The 25,401-nt window shown below is 50.0% G+C and carries 19 protein-coding genes, 5 tRNA genes, 3 rRNA genes and 1 riboswitch; of the genes, 23 read left to right on the top strand and 4 right to left on the bottom strand.

Annotation, left to right across the window (positions count from 1 at the left end; translation table 11 throughout):
* The first annotated feature begins 269 nt into the window (after positions 1 to 269).
* On the top strand, positions 270 to 1,163 hold the full coding sequence (gene metF / locus ACN28R_RS17620; protein WP_095835077.1) for a methylenetetrahydrofolate reductase: 894 nt from the start codon (positions 270 to 272) through the stop codon (positions 1,161 to 1,163).
* Between the two features lie 626 nt (positions 1,164 to 1,789).
* The gene (gene oxyR / locus ACN28R_RS17615) at positions 1,790 to 2,707 is read left to right on the top strand and encodes a DNA-binding transcriptional regulator OxyR (RefSeq protein ID WP_048636600.1); all 918 of its coding nucleotides are present in this window, start codon (positions 1,790 to 1,792) and stop codon (positions 2,705 to 2,707) included.
* On the opposite strand, the gene sthA is transcribed toward oxyR, so the two are convergent.
* Positions 2,690 to 4,096: a Si-specific NAD(P)(+) transhydrogenase gene (gene sthA, locus ACN28R_RS17610; protein WP_095835075.1), complete on the bottom strand. Its 1,407-nt coding sequence runs from the start codon at positions 4,094 to 4,096 to the stop codon at positions 2,690 to 2,692. The two genes, oxyR and sthA, sit on opposite strands and share 18 nt — an antisense overlap.
* A gap of 194 nt (positions 4,097 to 4,290) precedes the next feature.
* On the opposite strand from sthA, the gene fabR reads away from it, so the two are divergent.
* Positions 4,291 to 4,920, top strand: coding sequence for an HTH-type transcriptional repressor FabR (gene fabR / locus ACN28R_RS17605; protein WP_048639703.1), 630 nt, complete (start codon positions 4,291 to 4,293; stop codon positions 4,918 to 4,920).
* Between the two features lie 100 nt (positions 4,921 to 5,020).
* The gene (locus tag ACN28R_RS17600; RefSeq protein ID WP_095835074.1) at positions 5,021 to 5,404 is read left to right on the top strand and encodes a YijD family membrane protein; all 384 of its coding nucleotides are present in this window, start codon (positions 5,021 to 5,023) and stop codon (positions 5,402 to 5,404) included.
* Between the two features lie 40 nt (positions 5,405 to 5,444).
* On the opposite strand, the gene trmA is transcribed toward ACN28R_RS17600, so the two are convergent.
* A complete protein-coding gene (gene trmA / locus ACN28R_RS17595; RefSeq protein WP_095835073.1) occupies positions 5,445 to 6,548 on the bottom strand; it encodes a tRNA (uridine(54)-C5)-methyltransferase TrmA in 1,104 nt (367 codons plus the stop codon).
* A gap of 129 nt (positions 6,549 to 6,677) precedes the next feature.
* A riboswitch (cobalamin riboswitch) is annotated at positions 6,678 to 6,930 on the top strand.
* Between the two features lie 67 nt (positions 6,931 to 6,997).
* Between trmA and btuB the strand changes: the two genes are divergently transcribed.
* From btuB to birA, 8 genes are all read left to right on the top strand, one after another.
* Positions 6,998 to 8,878 carry a TonB-dependent vitamin B12 receptor BtuB gene (btuB, locus tag ACN28R_RS17590; RefSeq protein WP_095835072.1) on the top strand — a complete coding sequence of 627 codons (1,881 nt, stop codon included), beginning with the start codon at positions 6,998 to 7,000 and terminating at the stop codon, positions 8,876 to 8,878.
* Positions 8,823 to 9,680 carry a glutamate racemase gene (gene murI, locus ACN28R_RS17585; RefSeq protein WP_048636595.1) on the top strand — a complete coding sequence of 286 codons (858 nt, stop codon included), beginning with the start codon at positions 8,823 to 8,825 and terminating at the stop codon, positions 9,678 to 9,680. Before btuB ends, murI begins: the two co-directional genes overlap by 56 nt.
* A 372-nt stretch (positions 9,681 to 10,052) precedes the next feature.
* Positions 10,053 to 11,594: ribosomal RNA gene (locus ACN28R_RS17580) — 16S ribosomal RNA — on the top strand.
* Between the two features lie 142 nt (positions 11,595 to 11,736).
* Positions 11,737 to 11,812 (top strand) — tRNA-Glu (locus tag ACN28R_RS17575).
* Between the two features lie 219 nt (positions 11,813 to 12,031).
* Positions 12,032 to 15,130: ribosomal RNA gene (locus tag ACN28R_RS17570) — 23S ribosomal RNA — on the top strand.
* A 107-nt stretch (positions 15,131 to 15,237) separates the two neighbouring features.
* Positions 15,238 to 15,353 (top strand): 5S ribosomal RNA (rrf, locus tag ACN28R_RS17565).
* The 16S, 23S and 5S rRNA genes sit together here with 1 tRNA gene alongside, the layout of an rRNA operon.
* A 183-nt stretch (positions 15,354 to 15,536) precedes the next feature.
* Positions 15,537 to 16,574: a UDP-N-acetylmuramate dehydrogenase gene (murB, locus tag ACN28R_RS17560; RefSeq protein WP_095835071.1), complete on the top strand. Its 1,038-nt coding sequence runs from the start codon at positions 15,537 to 15,539 to the stop codon at positions 16,572 to 16,574.
* Entirely contained in the window at positions 16,571 to 17,530 is a 960-nt protein-coding gene (gene birA / locus ACN28R_RS17555; RefSeq protein ID WP_095835070.1) for a bifunctional biotin--[acetyl-CoA-carboxylase] ligase/biotin operon repressor BirA, read from the top strand. Before murB ends, birA begins: the two co-directional genes overlap by 4 nt.
* Positions 17,531 to 17,567: 37 nt before the next feature.
* Here birA and coaA read toward each other — a convergent pair whose 3' ends face one another.
* A complete protein-coding gene (gene coaA, locus ACN28R_RS17550) occupies positions 17,568 to 18,518 on the bottom strand; it encodes a type I pantothenate kinase (protein WP_048636592.1) in 951 nt (316 codons plus the stop codon).
* 221 nt (positions 18,519 to 18,739) lie between these two features.
* Positions 18,740 to 19,288 carry a GNAT family N-acetyltransferase gene (locus ACN28R_RS17545; protein WP_048636591.1) on the bottom strand — a complete coding sequence of 183 codons (549 nt, stop codon included), beginning with the start codon at positions 19,286 to 19,288 and terminating at the stop codon, positions 18,740 to 18,742.
* A 329-nt stretch (positions 19,289 to 19,617) separates the two neighbouring features.
* On the opposite strand from ACN28R_RS17545, the gene ACN28R_RS17540 reads away from it, so the two are divergent.
* The 11 genes from ACN28R_RS17540 to rplL all read left to right on the top strand — a co-directional run bounded on the left by ACN28R_RS17540 (position 19,618) and on the right by rplL (position 25,083).
* Positions 19,618 to 19,693 (top strand) — tRNA-Thr (locus ACN28R_RS17540).
* A gap of 20 nt (positions 19,694 to 19,713) precedes the next feature.
* Positions 19,714 to 19,798 (top strand) — tRNA-Tyr (locus tag ACN28R_RS17535).
* A gap of 129 nt (positions 19,799 to 19,927) precedes the next feature.
* Positions 19,928 to 20,002: transfer RNA gene (locus tag ACN28R_RS17530), tRNA-Gly, on the top strand.
* Positions 20,003 to 20,009: 7 nt separating this feature from the next.
* Positions 20,010 to 20,085 (top strand) — tRNA-Thr (locus tag ACN28R_RS17525).
* Positions 20,086 to 20,193: 108 nt separating this feature from the next.
* The gene (gene tuf, locus ACN28R_RS17520) at positions 20,194 to 21,378 is read left to right on the top strand and encodes an elongation factor Tu (protein WP_048636590.1); all 1,185 of its coding nucleotides are present in this window, start codon (positions 20,194 to 20,196) and stop codon (positions 21,376 to 21,378) included.
* 238 nt (positions 21,379 to 21,616) lie between these two features.
* Positions 21,617 to 22,000 (top strand): preprotein translocase subunit SecE, encoded by a 384-nt coding sequence (gene secE, locus ACN28R_RS17515; protein ID WP_095835069.1) that lies wholly within the window; start codon positions 21,617 to 21,619, stop codon positions 21,998 to 22,000.
* Position 22,001: 1 nt separating this feature from the next.
* Entirely contained in the window at positions 22,002 to 22,547 is a 546-nt protein-coding gene (nusG, locus tag ACN28R_RS17510; RefSeq protein WP_048636588.1) for a transcription termination/antitermination protein NusG, read from the top strand.
* Positions 22,548 to 22,704: 157 nt separating this feature from the next.
* A complete protein-coding gene (rplK, locus tag ACN28R_RS17505; RefSeq protein WP_048636587.1) occupies positions 22,705 to 23,133 on the top strand; it encodes a 50S ribosomal protein L11 in 429 nt (142 codons plus the stop codon).
* A 3-nt stretch (positions 23,134 to 23,136) separates the two neighbouring features.
* A complete protein-coding gene (gene rplA, locus ACN28R_RS17500) occupies positions 23,137 to 23,841 on the top strand; it encodes a 50S ribosomal protein L1 (RefSeq protein ID WP_048636586.1) in 705 nt (234 codons plus the stop codon).
* Positions 23,842 to 24,153: 312 nt separating this feature from the next.
* Entirely contained in the window at positions 24,154 to 24,651 is a 498-nt protein-coding gene (gene rplJ / locus ACN28R_RS17495) for a 50S ribosomal protein L10 (protein ID WP_048636585.1), read from the top strand.
* Between the two features lie 66 nt (positions 24,652 to 24,717).
* Entirely contained in the window at positions 24,718 to 25,083 is a 366-nt protein-coding gene (gene rplL / locus ACN28R_RS17490) for a 50S ribosomal protein L7/L12 (protein ID WP_048636584.1), read from the top strand.
* Positions 25,084 to 25,401: the final 318 nt, after the last annotated feature.

The following is a 25,401-nucleotide window of genomic DNA, read 5'->3' as shown; positions in this document are numbered from 1 at the left end:
CTATTGATTGCGATTTGTCCGCCACGCGACCCCGCATTCTCCGATGCTGTACGAGCCGCTCTGCGCACATAGGCTTGCCTAAGCCCGGGCACATTACGATTGGGGCTTATTATGAATATTTTTCACGAGTGATGAGTAATCATCACCTCTCTTCCGATTAAAAACATTGACTCTTCAGGCCGATTGCGTCATTTTCTATATAGACGTCTAAACGTATAGACGGTTATGAAAAACGATAACAATCGCATTGGTTAATAGGATAGGCAGGTATGAGTTTTTTTCACGCAAATCAGCGGGAATCGCTGAATCAAAGTCTGGCGGAATTACAGGGACAAATTAATGTTTCATTTGAGTTTTTCCCGCCGCGTACCAGCGAAATGGAAGAAACGCTCTGGAACTCCATTGACCGCCTGAGCACACTCAAACCGAAGTTTGTTTCTGTTACCTACGGCGCGAATTCTGGCGAACGCGATCGTACCCACAGCATTATCAAGACAATTAAAGAACGTACCGGTCTGGAAGCGGCGCCGCATCTTACCTGTGTCGATGCCTCCCGCGATCAGCTGCGTGAGATCGCGCAGGATTACTGGCAGAGCGGTATTCGTCACATTGTGGCATTGCGCGGCGATTTACCCGAAGGCGGCGGTAAACCGGAAATGTATGCCGCCGATTTAGTCGCCTTGCTAAAAGAAGTGGGGGATTTCGATATTTCCGTCGCCGCCTACCCGGAGGTACACCCCGAAGCGAAAAGCGCCCAGGCCGACCTGATCAATCTGAAACGTAAAATTGACGCCGGCGCCAACCGGGCGATCACCCAGTTCTTTTTTGACGTGGAAAGCTATCTGCGCTTTCGCGACCGCTGCGTTTCTACCGGCATTGACGTTGAGATTGTGCCGGGAATTCTGCCCGTTTCCAACTTCAAACAATTACAACGTTTCGCCACCATGACTAACGTTCGTGTGCCAAATTGGATGACCTCGATGTTCGAGGGGCTGGACGACGATCCTGAGACCCGCAAAATGGTTGGGGCGTCCATTGCCATGGACATGGTGAAAATTCTCAGTCGTGAAGGAGTAAAAGATTTCCACTTCTACACCCTCAACCGTGCAGAACTGAGCTACGCGATTTGTCATACGCTGGGTGTGCGCCCGGCCGTTGCCTGAACAAGAAAAACGAAGATTAACTGAAACCCTGCCGGCGCAGGGTTTTTTGGTCGCGTCGGTTCCCGAATATTCCCGGCAGGGATAATTTCCTCAGAAATCAACTCAAAAGTCAGTTTTTTCCACCTATATCCCGCGATAAACGGCAGATTGTCTGCTGTTGTGAGGAATGACCACGTTATCGTCTGTACCTGGATCCGGATACTAAGCATGTAACATAGATGTGTCGTTAATATAGCTACACAAAATGCGATCGGCGTCAAATCACTTGAATACGCCGGCTAACTCGTTATAGCGTGGCAGATGGCTGAGGGATCCGGTTGCAAAAAGCCTCTGGTGAAGAAATGCGACGACAGTTTTATCATTAACGTATTTGTTAACCCCACTCCATTGCTCGCCCTGGCGCGTATGGAAAGCCTTCTATGGAATTTGTTTACTTTTCTGGCTGATAATATGTTCTGGCTGATAATATGGACTCGAACTGTTAATGGTGAAAGTGTTGCTTTATTTAGGTTAAATAAATAGATGCGCTTCGATGGATAATATTATTCGCTTAAATATTGATAGGGATAACCATTCGTTGCTAGTCTTTCTATCGTTAATTGCTATCATTATAAGGAGAATAATAAATGAATATTCGGGATCTGGAATATCTGGTGGCGCTAGCAGAACATCGTCATTTTCGGCGTGCCGCAGATTCTTGCCACGTTAGTCAGCCAACGCTCAGTGGACAAATCCGTAAGTTGGAGGATGAGTTAGGCGTGATGCTGCTGGAACGAACCAGTAGAAAAGTTTTGTTTACTCAGGCGGGGTTGTTGTTGGTTGAACAGGCGCGTACGGTGTTACGTGAAGTTAAAGTATTGAAAGAAATGGCCAGCCAGCAGGGAGAAACCATGTCTGGGCCATTGCATATCGGTTTGATCCCGACCGTTGGGCCTTACCTGCTGCCACAAATTATCCCGATGCTGCATCGTACGTTCCCCAAACTTGAAATGTATCTGCACGAAGCGCAGACCCATCAGCTGTTGGCCCAGTTGGACAGCGGCAAGCTGGACTGCGCTATTCTGGCGTTAGTGAAAGAGTCTGAAGCGTTTATCGAAGTGCCGTTGTTTGATGAACCGATGAAGTTGGCGATTTATCAGGATCATCCCTGGGCGAATCGGGAACGCGTGGCGATGTCCGACCTGGCCGGTGAGAAACTACTGATGCTGGAGGACGGGCACTGCCTGCGCGATCAGGCGATGGGATTCTGTTTTCAGGCGGGGGCCGATGAAGACACCCATTTCCGCGCCACCAGTCTGGAAACGCTGCGTAATATGGTGGCGGCGGGGAGCGGCATCACGCTGCTGCCATCGCTGGCGGTTCCCCATGAGCGCGAGCGCGATGGCGTCTGTTATTTGCCTTGCCATAAACCCGAGCCGAAGCGAACTATCGCTCTGGTTTACCGCCCCGGTTCGCCGTTGCGCGGACGTTATGAGCAACTGGCTGACACCATTCGCGAGCATATGCAAAGTTATATGGAAAGCGTGTCAAAACAGGCGGTTTAATCCGTTCAATGCCGCAACCCGGTAAGCTTCCGCCATTGTCGGGTAGTTGAAGGTAGTATTAACGAAGTATTCGATGGTATTACCTTCGCCCTGTTGTTCCATAATCGCCTGCCCGATGTGGATAATCTCAGCCGCGCGCTCGCCGAAACAGTGGATCCCCAGTATCTGTTTCGTTTCGCGGTGGAATAAGATCTTCAGGCTTCCCACATTCATTCCGACAATCTGCGCGCGCGCCAGATGTTTGAACTGCGCGCGACCTACCTCATAGGGAACTTTCATGGCCGTAAGCTGCTGCTCGGTCTTCCCCACGGAGCTGATTTCCGGAATGGTATAAATTCCGGTAGGGATATCTTCGATTAAATGGGCGCTGGCATCTCCTTTGACGATCGCCTGCGCGGCAAGACGCCCCTGATCGTAGGCGGCGGAAGCCAGACTGGGATAGCCGATAACGTCGCCGACGGCGTAAATATGCGCCAGTCCGGTCTGGTACATGCTGTTGACCTTGATTTGCCCGCGGCTGTCGGTGCTCAGACCGATATTTTCCAGACCGAGCGTTTCCGTATTGCCGGTGCGGCCGTTGGCGTACAACAGGCAATCCGCCTTCATTTTTTTGCCGGACTTAAGATTAACGATAACGCCATCCGCCAATCCTTCAATGCTGTCGAACTCTTCGTTATGGCGGATGACCACGCCGTTGTTCCAGAAGTGGTAAGAAAGTGCGTCGGACATTTCCTGATCGAGGAAAGCCAACAGGCGATCGCGGGTATTAATTAAATCGACCTTGACGTTCAGGCCGCGAAAAATGGACGCGTATTCACAACCAATGACTCCCGCGCCATAGATGATGACATGCCGGGGTTCGTGGTCGAGTTGCAGGATAGAATCGCTGTCGTAGATGCGGCAGTGATTGAAATCGACTTCCGGGGGTCGATAAGGGCGTGAGCCCGTGGCAATAATTATATTGGCCGCCGTCAGCGTGTCGTGGCTGTTGTCTGGATAATCAACGGTAACGGTATGCTGATCAATAAAACGGGCTTCGCCAGAGAACAGCTCACACTGATTTCGTTCGTAAAAACCCTGCCGCATCTGGGTTTGCTGGCCGATAACGCTGTCCGCGTGGCGCAGGATATCGGAAAATGAGGAACTGATAATCCGGGCGTTGTCGCTGTATAGCGGATTCTGGTTAAACTCAATAATACGACTGACGGCATGACGAAGCGCTTTGGAGGGGATGGTTCCCCAATGGGTGCAGCCGCCGCCGACATTGTAGTGCCGTTCAATTACCGCGACTTTAGCTCCCTGTTTGGCTAATCCCATCGCGGCGCCTTCGCCGCCGGGGCCGGAACCGATGATGATAGCATCGTAGTCGAATGATTGTTGTGTAGTCATTGTAGGGTAACCTGTTTCATACAAGGTAGTAACCTCATTGTAACATGCGTCAGGATGCAACCCAATCACCCTTGTATTTATTATGGAAACCTATGATCACATTTTTCATGTGGCAGACTTTGTCTCAGTATGCTGACAATAAAGTTTGCTATAGTGCTTTTCTGGAAAGAAAAACGGATGATTTGGGCAGGATAATGGGTGTCAGAGCACAACAAAAAGAACGGACGCGTCGTTCCCTGATTGAAGCGGCATTCAGCCAATTAAGCGCGGAGCGCAGTTTTGCCAGTCTGAGCCTACGCGAGGTCGCGCGTGAGGCCGGCATCGCGCCGACGTCTTTCTATCGTCACTTCCGTGATGTGGATGAGCTCGGGCTGACGATGGTCGATGAAAGCGGTTTGATGTTGCGCCAACTGATGCGTCAGGCGAGACAGCGGATTGCCAAAAGCGGCAGTGTGATAAAAACCTCGGTTTCAACCTTTATGGAATTCATCGGCAATAACCCTAATGCCTTTCGGCTGTTATTGCGCGAACGTTCAGGGACGTCAGCCGCGTTTCGTGCCGCTGTCGCGCGTGAGATTCAACATTTTATTGCTGAACTGGCGGATTATCTGGAAGTCGAAAATCATATTCCACGCAGTTTTGCGGAAGCGCAGGCGGAAGCGATGGTCATCATTGTTTTCAGCGCCGGGGCGGAAGCGCTGGATGTCGGCCTGGAACAGCGAAAACAACTGGAAGAGAGACTGGTGTTGCAACTGCGCATGATTTCCAAAGGCGCTTACTATTGGTATCGGAGAGAGCAGGATAGTGGCGCAGGTACGTCGTAAATTTTAGGCATATACCCGTTAGATTTCAGTGCGCCGGAAGCCGATACGCCAGCAGCGTGAAAAATGGAAGGGTATAAACAGGTAAGAGAAGAGAAAAGCCATGACAGAACAATCTCACCATCATAGAGGAAAAGGTACGCTGATTTTAGCGTTGGTCGCGGGTTTATCCATTAACGGTTCATTTTCAGCGTTGTTTAGCGCCCTGGTTCCGTTTTCGATATTTCCTATCATCGCGCTGATTTTATCCGTCTATTGCCTTCACCAGCGTTATATGAGCCACAGCATGTCAGAAGAGACTCCTCTGCTGGTGGCCGCCTGTTTTCTGCTGGGGCTGTTGCTCTACAGCGCGATCGTGCGCGTTGAGTATCCCGATATCGGCTCAAATTTTGTGCCCTCAATTCTATGCGTGGCGTTGGTGCTCTGGATTGGTTTCAAACTAAGAGCCCGGGGAGCGGCCAAACAGGATGACGCCCCGGAGGTATGACGTATGGCAGGCGATAAAGATCGCCTGCGTTCTCGCATGATTACCGGCGTTTCTCAAGCAGCACGCCGCATTCCATATGATGGGTGTAGGGGAATTGGTCAAACAGCGCCAGGCGGCTGATTTGATGGGTTTCGGTCAGCGTTTCCAGATTATGGCGCAGCGTTTCCGGGTTGCAGGAAATATAGATAATACGCGGATAAGCCTGTACCAGCTTGACCGTTTCCGTGTCCAGGCCGCTACGCGGCGGATCGACGAAAATGGTTTCGCAGCGGTAGTCCTGTAAATCAATGCCCTGTAAGCGCTTAAACTGACGAACGCCATTCATGGCCTGCGTAAACTCTTCCGCCGACATACGAATAATTTGCACGTTATCAATGTGATTGGCGGCAATATTGTATTGCGCGGCGGCGACCGACGGTTTGGCGATTTCGGTCGCCAGCACACGATCAAAATTGCGCGCCAGCGCCAGTGAGAAATTTCCGTTGCCGCAGTATAGTTCCAGCAAATCTCCCACGGAGTCTTTTGTCGCGTCCAGCGCCCATTCCAGCATGTTTATGTTCATGGCGGCGTTGGGTTGAGTGAAGCTGTTTTCAACCTGCCGATAGATCATATCGCGCCCGGCGACGGGCAGACATTCATCAACGTAATCCCGATCCAGACAAATCTTGGTTTTGGTTGCGCGGCCAATCAGTTGCAATTGAAACCCCTGCGTACGCAGTTCATCGCGCAGCGCGCTGGCATGCTGCCGCCATTCATCATCCAATGCCCGGTGATACAGCAGAGAAACCACCACCTCACCGCTTAACGTGGAAAGATAATCAATCTGAAACAGTTTACGACGCAGGATAGGATTGGGCCGCAAAGCGGCAATCAATGCAGGCATCAGTCGGTTTATCAACTCGCTGGCTGCCGGAAACCGATCGACACGAATACGCTGCTTGGTCTGTTGATCGAACATGATGTGGTAAAGGTCGTCGCCGTCGTGCCAGATACGAAACTCTGCACGCATGCGGTAATGGCTTACGGGAGAACGAAAAACAGCAGGTTTGGGCGCATTAAATGATGCCATCATGTTACTAAGACGTTCTGTTTTTTGTGCTAGCTGGTTGTCGTATTGTTCGATTGGCAGGTTCTCTGGCGTCATGGTTTTCTCATCTGTACGGCATCAAAAATGGCTATATTGGCCGGAATTCCAGGTAATCCGGTCGGGAAGTCCAATTTTTCCATGTTATTACTCTGTAATGAAACAAGGGGATAGACCTCCGATTCAGGCGATCGTAGCATGAAAATCCGGCCTTTTATTACAAGTTAAAAGGGAATCCAGTGTGAATCTGGAGCTGACGCGCAGCGGTAAGGGTAGTCTGAACGATAGCATTATGCAGACACTGTCTTGTTAAAGATGGGAAGTCATCGTTCTTTGTTGTTACGAACAGTTGTTACGAATCATGGTTATTACAAACGATGTTTCGGCAATCAGCGTGACAGCGGCCCCAAGCCCGAAGACCTGCCGGTATACGTCGCAGTGACCATGATCATCGCGTGCTATTCATCATGGTAATGCGGCATCCTCTATATCGTTTGGATGCTTGATACATGCTTAATAAAAAAATATTGCTGTCGACAGCGTTTTCTGTCACGGCCTTTCCCGTCTGGGCGCAAGACAATACGGATTCATCGCCAGAACGTGACGATGATATCACGGTTACGGCAAGCCGCTTTCCCCAACCCGTTTCCACCGTGCTGGCGCCAATGGATGTCGTTACCCGCGAAGACATCGACCGCTGGCAGGCAAAAAATGTATTAGAAGTCATGCGTCGGTTGCCGGGGGTGGATATCGCGCAGAACGGCGGGTTGGGGCAAAGTGCGTCGATGTTTATTCGTGGTTCGGAAGCGCGTCATACTCTGATTTTGATTGACGGTGTCCCTGTAGCGAAGCCCGGTATTACAGGTGATAGTGATTTCAACCAGATACCGATTTCTCTCGTACAACGCATTGAATTTATTCGCGGGCCTCGTTCTGCTGTTTATGGCGCCGATGCAATTGGTGGTGTGATTAACATCATTACTCAGACTGATAGCGACAGTACCAACCTTCGTGCCGGCGTGGGTTCCAACCATTATCAGGAATATGGCGGCAGTGTCCGTCATACGATAGCCGATAATACAAACATCACGCTGGCCGGCGCTTATCAAGACACCAACGGCTTTAATGTCCAGCCCAATTCGGCTTATCGCGTTGATGGGGATAAAGACGGTTGGCGGAATAAATCATTTTGGGCTGGTGTTGAACATAAATTTGATGAGCGTTTTTCAGGGTTCTTGCGCGGCTACGGCTATGGCGCGAATAGTGACTATGATGCGGGATATTCAGGCGGGGGAGATGAGCAACAAATTTATAATCATACCTACAGTACTGGTTTGCGTTTTTCTCAGGGAATATATGCCTCTCAATTGATAGCTGGCTATCAAAAATACAGTGTACTTAACTATGTCAGTACCCAGGGGCGCTATGGGGCGGATAATTCTCAGGACGACATGGAGCAGCGTAATGTGCAATGGGGAAATACTTTTACCATTGCTTCCGGTACGCTCAGCGCGGGTATTGATTGGAAACGGCAAAAGCTGACTTCCGAAGGTGTGAGTTTAAATTCGGGTGCACGGGAGACGAACAGCTACAAACAAGATAATACTGGCGCTTATATCACCACGCAGCAGCAGTATGGCGCGGTAACATTAGAAGGCTCCGCTCGTGGAGATGATAACGAACAGTTTGGAAACCATGGAACCTGGCAGGTAGCCGCTGGATGGACATTTATACCCGATTATCGTGTCACGCTTTCCTATGGCACTGGATTTCAGGCGCCAACATTGGGCCAGCTATATGGACAAAAACGTTTTGACATCACCTCGAATGAAAATCTGAAGCCAGAAGAGTCAAAACAATGGGAAGCTGGGCTTGAGGGACTGACCGGGCCGCTGAATTGGCGTTTGTCCGCTTATATCAACAAAATTGATAATCTGATCAATTATGAATATGCCTCTGCTACGAATACAGGGAAATATTACAATGTTAAAGCCGCGACGATGAAAGGCCTTGAATGGACTGGGTCATTTGATACCGGTATTTTGAGTCATCAAATGACCTTAGGCTATCTTGATGCCCGCAATGATGAGGATGACAAAGTATTGGCCCGTCGTGCTAAACAGCAGGTTAAATATCAACTGGATTGGACGTTGTATGACATCGATTTCGATCTTAGCTATCAGTATGTGGGAAAACGTTTCGACAATGCGCAGAATACCCGCCGCTTACCGAGCTACAGCACGGTCGACTTTTCCGCCTCATATCCTGTAACCCCCCAGCTAACGGTTCGTGGTAGAATCGCCAACCTGTTTGATAAAGATTATGAGACGGCATATGGCTACCGTACGGCAGGGCGAGAATACTATCTCACCGGAAGCTATACTTTCTGACCTGCCAGCCCGTCCTACCGTGCTGGTGTTTGATTCCGGCGTAGGCGGGTTGTCTGTTTATGATGAAATCCGGCAACTATTGCCGGATCTTCACTATATCTATGCGTTCGACAATGAAGCATTTCCTTACGGCGAAAAGCCTCAGCAGTTTATTATCGAACGCGTTCTTAAAATTGTTACGGCAATTCAGCAGCGCCACCGGTTGGCGCTGGTGGTAATTGCCTGTAATACCGCCAGCACTATTTCCCTCCCGGCGCTGCGTGAGCGCTTTACTTTCCCCGTGGTGGGCGTGGTGCCGGCGGTTAAACCTGCCGCCAAGCTGACGCGCAATGGCGTCGTCGGGCTGTTGGCCACGCGCGCCACCGTACAACGGCCTTATACGCATGAGCTTATCGCCCGCTTTGCCAACGACTGCCAGATATTGTTGCTGGGCTCTTCCGAGTTGGTTGAACTGGCGGAAGCAAAGCTGCAAGGGGAAAACATTAGCACTGAAGATCTGCAAAAAGTCTTGCGCCCGTGGTTACGACTACCGGAACCGCCCGACACCGTCGTACTCGGATGCACGCATTTCCCTCTATTGGCGGATGAGCTACATTCGGCGCTGCCAAGCGGTACTCGTCTGGTTGATTCGGGGGCGGCTATCGCCAGGAGAACGGCATGGCTTATCGCTAATCTTGAGCAAGCGCCTGTCTCTACGGAAAAGAATCTGGTCTATTGTCTGACGATAACGCCCGAAGTGGCCACTCTTTGGCCGGTATTGCAGCGTTACGGGTTTGCATCGCTGGAAAAACTACCGCTTTAATGATCCAATGGGTAAATAATAAGCGCTTGATGATTTTTTTGCATTTAGCGCTTGTCAGCCGCCGAGAAGTCCCTATAATGCGCTCCCACTGACCCGGCAACAGCGCTTGCGCGGTTGTGCGGCGAGTCGGAAGTCAGGCAATAATCACTTGACTTCACAGCGGAAAAGCATAGTATATGCCGCCCGCGCCACAGGTTAATGTGGCGCTGCTCTTTAACAATTTAATCAGACAATCTGTGTGGGCACTCACAAGACCGTATCGGCTAACGATATAAAAAAGTCTTGAAGAGTGACTAGCAGTAAATTCATTACGAATAAACAGTTACTAATTCTTTGAGCACAGCTATTAACTTAGCGAATCAAACAAATCTTAAATTGAAGAGTTTGATCATGGCTCAGATTGAACGCTGGCGGCAGGCCTAACACATGCAAGTCGAGCGGCAGCGGGAAGAAGCTTGCTTCTTTGCCGGCGAGCGGCGGACGGGTGAGTAAAGTCTGGGGATCTGCCTGATGGAGGGGGATAACTACTGGAAACGGTAGCTAATACCGCATAACGTCGCAAGACCAAAGTGGGGGACCTTAGGGCCTCACACCATCGGATGAACCCAGATGGGATTAGCTAGTAGGCGGGGTAAGGGCCCACCTAGGCGACGATCCCTAGCTGGTCTGAGAGGATGACCAGCCACACTGGAACTGAGACACGGTCCAGACTCCTACGGGAGGCAGCAGTGGGGAATATTGCACAATGGGGGAAACCCTGATGCAGCCATGCCGCGTGTATGAAGAAGGCCTTCGGGTTGTAAAGTACTTTCAGCGGGGAGGAAGGGAGTAGGGTTAATAACCTTATTCATTGACGTTACCCGCAGAAGAAGCACCGGCTAACTCCGTGCCAGCAGCCGCGGTAATACGGAGGGTGCAAGCGTTAATCGGAATGACTGGGCGTAAAGCGCACGCAGGCGGTCTGTTAAGTTGGATGTGAAATCCCCGGGCTTAACCTGGGAACTGCATTCAAGACTGGCAGGCTAGAGTCTCGTAGAGGGGGGTAGAATTCCAGGTGTAGCGGTGAAATGCGTAGAGATCTGGAGGAATACCGGTGGCGAAGGCGGCCCCCTGGACGAAGACTGACGCTCAGGTGCGAAAGCGTGGGGAGCAAACAGGATTAGATACCCTGGTAGTCCACGCCGTAAACGATGTCGACTTGGAGGCTGTGGTCTTGAACCGTGGCTTCCGGAGCTAACGCGTTAAGTCGACCGCCTGGGGAGTACGGCCGCAAGGTTAAAACTCAAATGAATTGACGGGGGCCCGCACAAGCGGTGGAGCATGTGGTTTAATTCGATGCAACGCGAAGAACCTTACCTACTCTTGACATCCAGAGAAGTTTGCAGAGATGCGAATGTGCCTTCGGGAACTCTGAGACAGGTGCTGCATGGCTGTCGTCAGCTCGTGTTGTGAAATGTTGGGTTAAGTCCCGCAACGAGCGCAACCCTTATCCTTTGTTGCCAGCGATTCGGTCGGGAACTCAAAGGAGACTGCCGGTGATAAACCGGAGGAAGGTGGGGATGACGTCAAGTCATCATGGCCCTTACGAGTAGGGCTACACACGTGCTACAATGGCGCATACAAAGAGAAGCGACCTCGCGAGAGTAAGCGGACCTCATAAAGTGCGTCGTAGTCCGGATTGGAGTCTGCAACTCGACTCCATGAAGTCGGAATCGCTAGTAATCGTAGATCAGAATGCTACGGTGAATACGTTCCCGGGCCTTGTACACACCGCCCGTCACACCATGGGAGTGGGTTGCAAAAGAAGTAGGTAGCTTAACCTTCGGGGGGGCGCTTACCACTTTGTGATTCATGACTGGGGTGAAGTCGTAACAAGGTAACCGTAGGGGAACCTGCGGTTGGATCACCTCCTTACCAAAAGCCTGATATAGGTAATGTGCAGTGTCCACACAGATTGTCTGATGAAAAATAATGAGCAAGCGCACCTGTTGATGTAATGAGTCCTGGACTCATGCTGATGCGGAACGATTAAGCCTGAGGTTTAGTCGGATTTCGTGTCCCCATCGTCTAGAGGCCTAGGACACTGCCCTTTCACGGCTGTAACAGGGGTTCGAATCCCCTTGGGGACGCCATACCGATAATGAGTGAAAGACATTATCACCGAATATCTTAAAGATGACTTTACCGAGTCGTGTTTAAGATATTGCTCTTTAACAATCTGGAACAAGCTGAAATTTGAAACGATGCGGCTAAACATATCTCTCCGTGTAGTACTGAGATGTGATTTGGCTGTATCAGAGTCTCTCAAATAATCGCAGCGCGAGATGTCGAAAGACACCTTCGGGTTGTGAGGTTAAGCGACTAAGCGTACACGGTGGATGCCTAGGCAGTCAGAGGCGATGAAGGGCGTGCTAATCTGCGAAAAGCGTCGGTAAGGTGATATGAACCGTTACACCCGACGATACCCGAATGGGGAAACCCAGTGTGTTTCGACACATTATCATCACATGAATACATAGTGTGATGAGGCGAACCGGGGGAACTGAAACATCTCAGTACCCCGAGGAAAAGAAATCAACCGAGATTCCCCCAGTAGCGGCGAGCGAACGGGGAGGAGCCCAGAGTCTGCATCAGCTTGTGTGTCAGTGGAAGCGTCTGGAAAGTCGCACAACAAAGGGTGAGAGTCCCGTACACGAAGATGCACAGGTTGTGAGCTCGATGAGTAGGGCGGGACACGAGATATCCTGTCTGAAGATGGGGGGACCATCCTCCAAGGCTAAATACTCCTGACTGACCGATAGTGAACCAGTACCGTGAGGGAAAGGCGAAAAGAACCCCGGCGAGGGGAGTGAAATAGAACCTGAAACCGTGTACGTACAAGCAGTGGGAGCCCCACCACCAAAACACTTCCGGGCCGAAAGGCAATGCGGATGTCGAGGTGACGGTTGTCATCGCGTTTTTTGCGATGAGCAACACACAAAACAAGCAGTGAGTGTTTTGGGGTGGGGTGACTGCGTACCTTTTGTATAATGGGTCAGCGACTTATATTCTGTAGCAAGGTTAACCGAATAGGGGAGCCGCAGGGAAACCGAGTCTTAACTGGGCGTTAAGTTGCAGGGTATAGACCCGAAACCCGGTGATCTAGCCATGGGCAGGTTGAAGGTTGGGTAACACTAACTGGAGGACCGAACCGACTAATGTTGAAAAATTAGCGGATGACTTGTGGCTGGGGGTGAAAGGCCAATCAAACCGGGAGATAGCTGGTTCTCCCCGAAAGCTATTTAGGTAGCGCCTCGTGAATTCATCTTCGGGGGTAGAGCACTGTTTCGACTAGGGGGTCATCCCGACTTACCAACTCGATGCAAACTGCGAATACCGAAGAATGTTATCACGGGAGACACACGGCGGGTGCTAACGTCCGTCGTGAAGAGGGAAACAACCCAGACCGCCAGCTAAGGTCCCAAAGTCATGGTTAAGTGGGAAACGATGTGGGAAGGCCCAGACAGCCAGGATGTTGGCTTAGAAGCAGCCATCATTTAAAGAAAGCGTAATAGCTCACTGGTCGAGTCGGCCTGCGCGGAAGATGTAACGGGGCTAAACCATGCACCGAAGCTGCGGCAGCGAACGTATCACCCAAGACAATTTGGCGATGTGGAATGACGATTGATGGCGCGAAGCGACATCAATGCGTTTTACAAAGTCGAGTTGGCTTAGGGATACGTTCGTTGGGTAGGGGAGCGTTCTGTAAGCCGTTGAAGGTGGCCTGTGAGGGTTGCTGGAGGTATCAGAAGTGCGAATGCTGACATAAGTAACGATAATGCGGGTGAAAAACCCGCACGCCGGAAGACCAAGGGTTCCTGTCCAACGTTAATCGGGGCAGGGTGAGTCGACCCCTAAGGCGAGGCCGAAAGGCGTAGTCGATGGGAAACAGGTTAATATTCCTGTACTGGTTGTTACTGCGAAGGGGGGACGGAGAAAGCTAGGTTGGCCGGGCGACGGTTGTCCCGGTTTAAGCGTGCAGGTGGGTGTTTTTGGTAAATCCGGAACACTGTTAACACTGAGGCGTGATGACGAGTCACTACGGTGATGAAGTAACCGATGCTACGCTTCCAGGAAAAGCCTCTAAGCACCAGGTAACAATCAATCGTACCCCAAACCGACACAGGTGGTCAGGTAGAGAATACTCAGGCGCTTGAGAGAACTCGGGTGAAGGAACTAGGCAAAATGGTGCCGTAACTTCGGGAGAAGGCACGCTGGATTTGGTGAAGTCCCTTGCGGACGGAGCTGAGACCAGTCGCAGATACCAGCTGGCTGCAACTGTTTAATAAAAACACAGCACTGTGCAAACACGAAAGTGGACGTATACGGTGTGACGCCTGCCCGGTGCCGGAAGGTTAATTGATGGGGTAAGCTTTCGGGCGAAGCTCTTGATCGAAGCCCCGGTAAACGGCGGCCGTAACTATAACGGTCCTAAGGTAGCGAAATTCCTTGTCGGGTAAGTTCCGACCTGCACGAATGGCGTAATGATGGCCAGGCTGTCTCCACCCGAGACTCAGTGAAATTGAACTCGCTGTGAAGATGCAGTGTACCCGCGGCAAGACGGAAAGACCCCGTGAACCTTTACTATAGCTTGACACTGAACCTTGAGCCTTGATGTGTAGGATAGGTGGGAGGCTTTGAAGCGTGGACGCCAGTCTGCGTGGAGCCAACCTTGAAATACCACCCTTTAATGTTTGATGTTCTAACGTGGGCCCCTGAGCGGGGTTGCGGACAGTGTCTGGTGGGTAGTTTGACTGGGGCGGTCTCCTCCCAAAGAGTAACGGAGGAGCACGAAGGTTAGCTAATCCTGGTCGGACATCAGGAGGTTAGTGCAAAGGCATAAGCTAGCTTGACTGCGAGAGTGACGGCTCGAGCAGGTGCGAAAGCAGGTCTTAGTGATCCGGTGGTTCTGCATGGAAGGGCCATCGCTCAACGGATAAAAGGTACTCCGGGGATAACAGGCTGATACCGCCCAAGAGTTCATATCGACGGCGGTGTTTGGCACCTCGATGTCGGCTCATCACATCCTGGGGCTGAAGTAGGTCCCAAGGGTATGGCTGTTCGCCATTTAAAGTGGTACGCGAGCTGGGTTTAGAACGTCGTGAGACAGTTCGGTCCCTATCTGCCGTGGGCGTTGGAAGATTGAGAGGGGTTGCTCCTAGTACGAGAGGACCGGAGTGAACGCACCACTGGTGTACGGGTTGTGATGCCAATTGCATTGCCCGGTAGCTAAGTGCGGAAGAGATAACCGCTGAAAGCATCTAAGCGGGAAACTTGCCTCGAGATGAGTCTTCCCTGGGACCTTGAGTCCCCTAAAGGGCCGTTGAAGACGACGACGTAGATAGGCCGGGTGTGTAAGCGCAGCGATGCGTTGAGCTAACCGGTACTAATGACCCGAGAGGCTTAACCTTACAACACCGAAGGTGTTTTAGAGACGACGAAGATATTTTAGCTTGTTCAAAGATTGGTTCTGATGGTTGCAGAGAAAACTGCGACGGTTGGGATAAAACAGAATTTGCCTGGCGGCGATAGCGCGGTGGTCCCACCTGACCCCATGCCGAACTCAGAAGTGAAACGCCGAAGCGCCGATGGTAGTGTGGGGTCTCCCCATGTGAGAGTAGGGAACTGCCAGGCATCAAACACGTAAAGAAGCCTCATGCGCAAGCATGGGGCTTTTTTGCGTCTGAACGTTGCAGATGGAATAAAAACGCTTCAACGGACGTTGTACTACACATTCGTTATTAAGATAAAACCGCGCAAATATCCGTTCTGGATCAGGTAGACTATGGAATATCTGATCTAAAGAGTACTCATACTATGACGAATAGTGTCATATCGCTAAAACCGTATCATACCTTCGCATTACCTGTTTTCGCGTCGCAAGTCATAGTCGCGGATACACAAGAAAAATTAATTGACGGGTGGCGAACGGCCCGCTTATCACATAGCCCTATTCTTCTATTAGGGGAAGGAAGTAATGTCCTCTTTCTCGAAGACTTTTCCGGAGCTGTTCTGCTTAACCGGCTTAAGGGTATCAGCGTTAAGGAAGATACTGATGGTTGGCATCTGCATGTTGGTTCGGGCGAAAATTGGCACTATCTGGTTCAGCATTCGCTCACGTTGGGAATGGCCGGTTTAGAAAATCTGGCTTTGATTCCAGGATGTGTTGGCTCCGCGCCTATTCAGAACATTGGCGCTTATGGCGTAGAGTTAAAGGACGTCTGTGAGTATGTCGATCTATTGGATTTGACCCACGGAACGATAAAGCGCCTTACTGCTGCCGAATGTCAATTTGGTTATCGGGAAAGCATATTCAAACATCAATACCGGGACGGATTTGCCATTATTGCCGTTGGTTTATATTTGAATAAAAACTGGCGCCCGGTGTTGGGTTATGGCGATTTGAATAAACTGGATCCGACAACGGTAACACCTCAGAAAATATTTGACATGGTTTGCCATATGCGGAGCAGTAAACTGCCAGATCCCGCAGTGACTGGGAATGCGGGAAGCTTCTTTAAAAATCCTGTTATTCCGGCCGGCAATGCCGCCGATATCCTGAAAACCTATCCAAACGCTCCCCATTACTTGCAGCCTGACGGTCAGGTTAAGCTAGCTGCGGGATGGTTGATAGACCAGTGCCATCTGAAAGGTTTTCAGGTCGGGGGGGCTGCGGTGCATAGCCAGCAGGCGTTAGTATTGATTAATCAAGGTAATGCAACGAACCTTGATGTTGTTAATTTGGCTCGCCATATCCGCAATCGAGTCGCTGATCGATTTGGCATTTGGCTGGAGCCGGAAGTTCGTTTTATCGCCGCACGGGGAGAGGTAAATGCTGTCGAGGTATTGTCATGAGGGATATTAAGGTTCCTCTCAAATTAATTAATATTCTGTCTGACGGTGGCTTTTATTCAGGGGAAGTCCTGGGTGAAATGATGGGAATGAGCCGTGCGGCGATTAATAAACATATTCAGACGCTACGTGAGTGGGGCATCGATATTTTTACCGTCACCGGCAAAGGATATTGTTTACCCGCACCGATGCAATTACTGAATGAAGAAAAGATCTTTAGCGCGCTACCGGAAGGGGGAGTTACCGTTTTACCGGTGGTTGATTCGACCAACCAATATATTCTAGATAGATTGAATTCTCTGTCCTCCGGTGATGCCTGTATTGCTGAGTATCAGCACTCAGGGCGCGGGCGCCGGGGGCGACAATGGTTCTCTCCCTTTGGCGCGAATCTTTATTTATCATTGTATTGGCGCCTGGAGCAAGGCCCGGCCGCCGCTATTGGCGTAAGTCTGGTTATTGGGATAGTCATGTCCGAGGTGCTGCATAAGCTTGGTGCAGAAGATGTTCGTGTAAAATGGCCTAACGATCTGTATCTGAACGATCGCAAGCTGGCCGGAATTCTGGTCGAGCTTACGGGAAAAACCGGTGATGCGGCGCACCTGGTGATTGGTGTCGGTATTAATTTACGGATGCGTGAACCGGCAGATAATGTGATTAATCAGGGATGGATAAATCTTCAGGAGGCTGGGATCTCAGTCGATCGTAACATTCTGGCCGCTACGTTGATTTCAGAGCTAAGACATGCGCTGGCTATGTTTGAACAACAAGGACTGTCGCCATTTATTTCCCGCTGGGAACAATTGGACAATTATTTCAACCGACCTGTTAAGTTGATTATCGGCAATAGAGAAATACATGGAGTTGATAGAGGTATCGATCAACAAGGCGCATTATTGCTGGAAAGCGATGGTGAAATCACACCATATATCGGTGGCGAGATCTCGTTAAGAGGTTTGTAAAATAAGGGGAGACGATCCCCTTATTATAAGTCGATATTTATTTTCTTAAGCGGACTCGTTCCACGGCATGATTAGCGCTTTTTGTCATAATAAGACTAGCGCGCTCGCGAGTGGGTAGAATATTTTGTTTTAAATTAAGACCATTTATCTCTCGCCAAAGTTGAGAAGCAATATCGATCGCTTCTTGTTCTGGTAGCTTTGCGTAGTTATGAAAATATGAGCTGGGGTCTGAGAACGCCCCTTGTCTGAATTTTAGAAACCTATTGATATACCAGATTTTTAATAGATCTTCTGGCGCATCGACATAAATTGAAAAATCGACAAAATCAGAGACGAAAACTCTGTGCGGATCATGAGGGTAATCCATGCCGCTTTGTAATACATTCAAACCTTCCAATATTAAAATATCAGGTTGTTGTAATATTTTATGATGATTGGGAATAATGTCATAAATAAGATGCGAATAGGTTGGAGCCGTGACTTCCGGGGCGCCTGATTTAATATCAGACACGAATTTTACCAGGCTATGCATATCGTAAGACTGCGGAAAGCCTTTTTTCTTCATTAGATCGCGATCTTTTAATACCTTATTTGGATGCAGAAAGCCGTCCGTTGTGATCAACTCTACGCTGCGATGTTCCGGCCAGCGGCTGAGCAATGCCTGTAAAACGCGAGCCGTGGTGCTTTTACCCACGGCTACGCTGCCGGCAATACCGATGATATAAGGGATCTTTTGACCATCCGTTCCCAAAAACTGTTCTAAAACCGCCTGGCGGCGCAGGTTTGAACTGATATAGAAGTTAAGCAGTCGGGATAAAGGCAGATAAATTTCAGCGACTTCATCCAAGGATAGATCTTCGTTAATCCCTTTAAGTTTAACTATTTCTTCTTCCGTCAGCGTTAATGGAACAGAATCGCGCAAAGCGGCCCATTGACGGCGATCAAACTGCAGATATGGTGTAGCCAAAGGTTGCTCTCTATTTCTCATAAGTCTAATTCTGCCTGCTTGTACAGGTAAGAAAGGGGACTCTAGCCCACCTAAGCTAAACGAGCTACATAGTATAATCAGCCTGGCTCAGGGCATAGAACTCTTTCTTCGTATAAAAATTTGGATTATGAGCAGGTTAACACTTTGCGAGTAAAAAAAAGAAGAGAAAAACAATTTGATACCCGATGCCGATATGAAACAAAGAGGCATCGGGCCGGAGATTAGCTGGCAATGGCCCGTCCGACATGATTCACGGCGAAGAGGCGTTTGTAATAGATCGCTGTGGGATGATAATAACCATCGGGCGTGCTGGCATAATCAGGAAGTTCGCCTAAATAGCGATATCCCAATGAGCGGTAAAACATTTCCGCAGGCGAACCAGCCTGGGTATCCAAATAAAGTAATCCACGCTGTTGCTGTAAGGCGGCTTTTTCCAGCGTTTGCATCAGTTGCCTGCCGATCCCCATTCTTCTCGCCCGGCTATGCACCAGTAGCTTTTGAATTTCGGCCCTGTTCTGCCCGTTTGTTTTTTGACAAAGCTCTAATTGTACGGTGCCGATAACGCCTTCGATGTCGCGGGCAATCCACAGGATACGTTCTCCCTTCGCTAATGATGGACGTAGGCTGTGGAAATAACTTTCCGCTTCTTCATGCGATAACGGCGCCTGATATCCGACCGAGGCGCCCTTGGCGACCGCATCTATTAGCAGATTAGCAAGCTCGCCACGATAGACCGGCAACGTGGCGACATTAAGGGATACGATTTTCATGATGAGTCTCCTGGCAGGTGGGACATATACATTTTTAAGCAAGATTCGTTCCAATCTGCGATTACTACTGGATACGTGAAACGTCAGGTTCAGCCATGAAAAAATGCCTTCTAGCGGGGCAAACGTCACATTTTTGGTGCAACTGAGTCGTTAGAAATTTCATTGTTCGGGGATTTGATACATGCCAGACCTGGTGTTTCTTTGTGCGAATTATTGCCGCCGCTGTAGATCCGTGTTCAAATTTGGATAAAATCTAAGCGATAGTGCATTTTATGCGATTTTTTTGTTGCATAGGCCGTTCGGTCTACCTAGAATGCGCAGCACTTGATGCCGGCTTAGCTCAGTAGGTAGAGCAACTGACTTGTAATCAGTAGGTCGCCAGTTCGATTCCGGCAGCCGGCACCATTAAGTTAAGTGCGCAATCAGGTGGGGTTCCCGAGCGGCCAAAGGGAGCAGACTGTAAATCTGCCGTCACAGACTTCGAAGGTTCGAATCCTTCCCCCACCACCAAATTCAATCCTGGCGACAGGATAAAATCGATACGGTATGCAGCACTAAGCCGGATCGGAGAATGCGGAAAATGGTTTTATTTTCCAATTTCAAAATCTACAGAAAAATCAGGTAGCCGAGTTCCAGGATGCGGGCATCGTATAATGGCTATTACCTCAGCCTTCCAAGCTGATGATGTGGGTTCGATTCCCACTGCCCGCTCCAAAGATGTGCTGATATAGCTCAGTTGGTAGAGCGCACCCTTGGTAAGGGTGAGGTCGGCAGTTCGAATCTGCCTATCAGCACCACTTCTTTATTCTTCCTCCTGATTTTCTTTCTGTTAAAAAATTCAGCAAGCAAATGCTTGGTTGATGTGGTGATACCACCGATTTATCCGTGTCTTAGAGGGACAATCGATGTCTAAAGAAAAATTTGAACGTACAAAACCGCACGTTAACGTCGGTACTATCGGCCACGTTGACCATGGTAAAACAACGCTGACTGCAGCGATCACTTCCGTTCTGGCTAAAACCTACGGCGGTGCTGCCCGTGCATTCGATCAGATCGATAACGCACCGGAAGAAAAAGCGCGTGGTATCACCATCAACACCTCTCACGTTGAATACGATACCCCGACCCGTCACTACGCACACGTTGACTGCCCGGGACACGCCGACTATGTGAAAAACATGATCACCGGTGCTGCGCAGATGGACGGCGCGATCCTGGTTGTTGCCGCGACTGACGGCCCGATGCCGCAGACTCGTGAGCACATCCTGCTGGGTCGTCAGGTTGGCGTTCCTTACATCATCGTGTTCCTGAACAAATGCGACATGGTTGATGATGAAGAACTGCTGGAACTGGTTGAGATGGAAGTGCGTGAACTGCTGTCTCAGTACGAATTCCCGGGCGATGATACCCCTATCATTCGTGGTTCCGCGCTGAAAGCGTTGGAAGGCGATGCAGAGTGGGAAGCGAAAATCATCGAACTGGCTGAAGCCCTGGATACTTACATCCCGGAACCAGAACGTGCCATCGACAAGCCGTTCCTGCTGCCGATCGAAGACGTATTCTCCATCTCTGGTCGTGGTACGGTTGTTACCGGTCGTGTAGAGCGCGGTATCATCAAGGTTGGTGAAGAAGTTGAAATCGTTGGTATCAAAGACACCACGAAAACTACCTGCACCGGCGTTGAAATGTTCCGCAAACTGCTGGACGAAGGCCGTGCGGGCGAGAACGTGGGTGTACTGCTGCGCGGTACCAAACGTGATGACGTTGAACGTGGTCAGGTACTGGCTAAACCAGGCTCCATCAAGCCGCACACTCAGTTTGAATCTGAAGTGTATATCCTGAGCAAAGATGAGGGCGGTCGTCATACTCCGTTCTTCAAAGGTTACCGTCCGCAGTTCTACTTCCGTACGACTGACGTAACCGGAACCATCGAACTGCCGGAAGGCGTGGAAATGGTAATGCCGGGCGACAACGTGAAGATGGTTGTTACTCTGATTGCGCCAATCGCAATGGATGACGGCCTGCGTTTCGCCATCCGTGAAGGCGGCCGTACCGTTGGCGCGGGCGTTGTTGCTAAAGTTATTGCTTAATCGCTGATAACGTTTGACGCGACACGCGATAAAAGGGCATCATTTGATGCCCTTTTTCTACGCTGTCATGTGGTAGAACCTATCTCATCAGCGATTATGGAATATAATCATTGGTGAGATAGGCTCTGTAGATACAGCGTAAATACCGAATTATTCGTTTACAGAACATCTTTCGGTTTGGTTTGCCCTGCTTTGCGGGGCAAAGTTATTTGTCTGAATCATTGTGACAGGTTGGTTTATGAGTGCGAATACCGAAGCTCAGGGGAACGGGCGTGGCCTGGAAGCGATTAAATGGCTGGTAGTGGCTGTATTGCTGGTAGTTGCGATTGTCGGCAACTATTACTACCGCGAATTTAATCTGCCGCTGCGCGCATTAGCTGTTGTTATCCTGATTGCTGCCGCCGGTGGCGTGGCATTGCTGACCTCAAAAGGTAAAGCAACAGTAACGTTTGCCCGTGAAGCCCGTACCGAAGTACGTAAAGTGATTTGGCCGACTCGCCAGGAAACGTTACACACCACGTTAATCGTTGCCGCGGTTACTGCCGTGATGTCACTGATTTTGTGGGGGCTAGATGGTATTCTGGTCCGATTGGTATCGTTTATCACTGGCCTGAGGTTCTAAGATGTCTGAAGCCCCAAAAAAACGTTGGTACGTCGTTCAGGCGTTTTCCGGTTTTGAAGGCCGCGTGGCTCAGTCGCTGCGTGAGCATATCAAATTACATAACATGGAAGATCTGTTCGGCGAAGTTATGGTGCCAACAGAAGAAGTGGTTGAAATTCGCGGCGGCCAGCGTCGCAAGAGCGAACGTAAATTTTTCCCTGGTTATGTGCTGGTACAGATGGTGATGGAAGATGCGAGCTGGCACCTGGTTCGTAGCGTTCCGCGCGTCATGGGTTTTATCGGCGGTACGTCTGACCGCCCGGCGCCTATCAGCGATAAAGAAGTGGATGCGATTATGAATCGCCTTCAGCAGGTGGGTGATAAGCCTCGTCCGAAAACGTTGTTTGAACCCGGTGAAATGGTTCGTGTTAATGACGGCCCGTTTGCGGACTTTAATGGCGTAGTCGAAGAAGTGGATTACGAAAAAAGCCGCCTGAAAGTGTCTGTGTCGATCTTCGGTCGCGCCACACCGGTGGAACTCGACTTCAGCCAGGTCGAGAAAGGCTAAACGCTCTTCCAAGATTTCTGAACGTGTGACTTGTCTCAGGCGCGAAATTAATCTACAATTTCGCGCCTTTTGTTTTCATGGCGCCAAACGGCGCCTGAAACGTATTAAACAACGGGGAGCCTTTTACAGGCGCTATCACCCATTTGAGGAAAGCTAAATGGCCAAGAAAGTACAAGCCTATGTCAAGCTGCAGGTTGCGGCTGGTATGGCTAACCCGAGCCCACCGGTAGGTCCGGCTCTGGGTCAGCAAGGTGTTAACATCATGGAATTCTGTAAGGCGTTCAATGCTAAAACTGAAAGCGTTGAAAAAGGTCTGCCGATTCCGGTTGTTATTACCGTTTATTCTGACCGTTCTTTTACCTTTGTTACCAAAACGCCTCCGGCAGCGGTTCTGCTGAAAAAAGCGGCTGGTATCAAGTCTGGTTCCGGCAAGCCGAACAAAGACAAAGTAGGTAAAGTAACGAGTGCTCAGGTTCGTGAAATCGCAGAAACCAAAGCTGCGGACATGACCGGTGCCGACGTGGAAGCCATGGCGCGTTCCATCGAAGGTACTGCTCGTTCCATGGGCCTGGTAGTGGAGGGTTAATAAATGGCTAAGCTGACCAAGCGCATGCGCGTGATCCGTGAAAAAGTTGATGCAACTAAACAGTATGACATCAACGAAGCCGTTGCCCTGCTCAAAGAGCTGGCCACTGCTAAATTCGTAGAAAGCGTGGACGTTGCCGTTAACCTCGGCATCGACGCACGTAAATCTGATCAAAACGTTCGTGGTGCAACCGTTCTGCCGCACGGCACCGGTCGTTCTGTTCGCGTTGCCGTCTTCACCCAGGGTGCAAACGCTGAAGCGGCGAAAGCTGCCGGCGCTGAACTGGTAGGTATGGAAGATCTGGCCGATCAGATTAAGAAAGGCGAAATGAACTTTGACGTTGTTATCGCATCTCCTGATGCCATGCGCGTTGTTGGCCAATTAGGTCAGGTTCTGGGTCCTCGCGGCCTGATGCCAAACCCAAAAGTGGGTACTGTAACGCCGAACGTTGCTGAAGCGGTTAAAAACGCCAAAGCAGGTCAGGTCCGTTATCGTAACGACAAAAACGGCATCATCCATACCACTATCGGTAAGGTTGATTTCGACGCTGATAAACTGAAAGAAAACCTGGAAGCTCTGCTGGTTGCGCTGAAAAAAGCCAAACCATCTCAGGCGAAAGGCGTGTACATCAAGAAAGTCAGCCTGTCCACCACTATGGGTGCAGGCGTTGCTGTTGACCAAAGCGGTCTGAACGCAGTAGCTGTCTGATAGCTTTTGTTTCGCTTTACTCGGGCGTGAGATTTACCTATAATCTTACGCCCGTTGTTCCGTTAGCGGAATTAAAGAAGAATTTTCGGTTGGAGCCTGGCCTATCCAGGCCTCCGTCCAAGACCGCAGGTGTCTTGCAAGAGACTTAATCTTCCTGCGTAGACGGTGACAGAGCCTGAAGAACATTTTTTCATTTAAAGAAATAGTCTTTGCTGGATTCTGCTCACCGTGTTTCAACGCTTATTTCCGTTTTGGCGATAAGTGAAGTGAGTTCCGGAGGTTTCCTCCGGCTAAATCCAGGAGCAAAAGCTAATGGCATTAAATCTTCAAGACAAACAAGCGATTGTTGCTGAAGTCAGCGAAGTGGCCAAAGGTGCGCTGTCTGCGGTTGTTGCGGATTCCCGTGGCGTAACCGTAGATAAAATGACTGAACTGCGTAAAGCAGGTCGTGAAGCTGGCGTTTACATGCGTGTTGTTCGTAACACCTTGCTGCGCCGTGCTGTTGAAGGGACCTCTTTTGAGTGCCTGAAAGACACGTTTGTTGGTCCGACCCTGATTGCATACTCTTTAGAACACCCGGGCGCTGCTGCTCGTCTGTTCAAAGAATTCGCGAAAGCGAATGCAAAATTCGAGGTCAAAGCTGCAGCCTTTGAAGGTGAGCTGATCCCGGCGGCGCAAATTGACCGTCTGGCAACGCTGCCGACTTACGAAGAAGCACTGGCACGTCTGATGTCGACCATGAAAGAAGCCGCTGCAGGCAAACTGGTTCGCACTCTGGCTGCTGTACGCGATCAGAAAGAAGCTGCTTAATCGCCCTTTTTTCTCTACCGCACTTGCTAACGTATAAACTATTTCTGATTCTTAGGAACAATTGTTATGTCTATCACTAAAGATCAAATTCTGGAAGCAGTAGCAGCTATGTCTGTAATGGATGTTGTTGAACTGGTTTCCGCTATGGAAGAAAAATTCGGTGTTTCTGCTGCTGCCGCTGTAGCTGTTGCTGCTGGCCCGGCTGAAGCTGCTGAAGAAAAAACTGAGTTCGACGTTGTACTGAAAGCTATCGGCGGCAACAAAGTTGCTGTTATCAAAGCAGTACGTGGCGCAACTGGTCTGGGCCTGAAAGAAGCCAAAGATCTGGTTGAATCCGCTCCGGCCGCTCTGAAAGAAGGCATCAGCAAAGACGACGCTGAAGCTCTGAAGAAAGCACTGGAAGAAGCTGGCGCAGAAGTTGAAGTTAAATAAGCCAACTTTCCAGGTTGCAGCCTGATTTATTAGGCTGATGGCTGGTGACTTTTTGGTCACCAGCCTTTTTGCGCTGTAGGGCATCAATGGTATTTCACACTATTCAGCCATTGATTTTACCCCAATATATTTTTCTATTGACGACTTAATATACTGCTTCCCTGTGCGGGTTCCCTGCCTGAACAAGAGCAATGAAATGGTTTAAGAGTAATAGAAAGATGTATTACGGAAAGGACTTCATTTTCCGATAGACAGAAATAGTGTTGCATGACCTGTCCTTTGCTAGGACGGACAGAGTAGTTCGACTTTTCAGCGAGC

It is taken from the genome of Brenneria goodwinii, from assembly GCF_002291445.1.
GTDB lineage: Bacteria > Pseudomonadota > Gammaproteobacteria > Enterobacterales > Enterobacteriaceae > Brenneria > Brenneria goodwinii.
The sequence above is the reverse complement of the archived record's forward strand: the minus strand, read 5'-3'. Positions and strand labels throughout refer to the sequence as shown.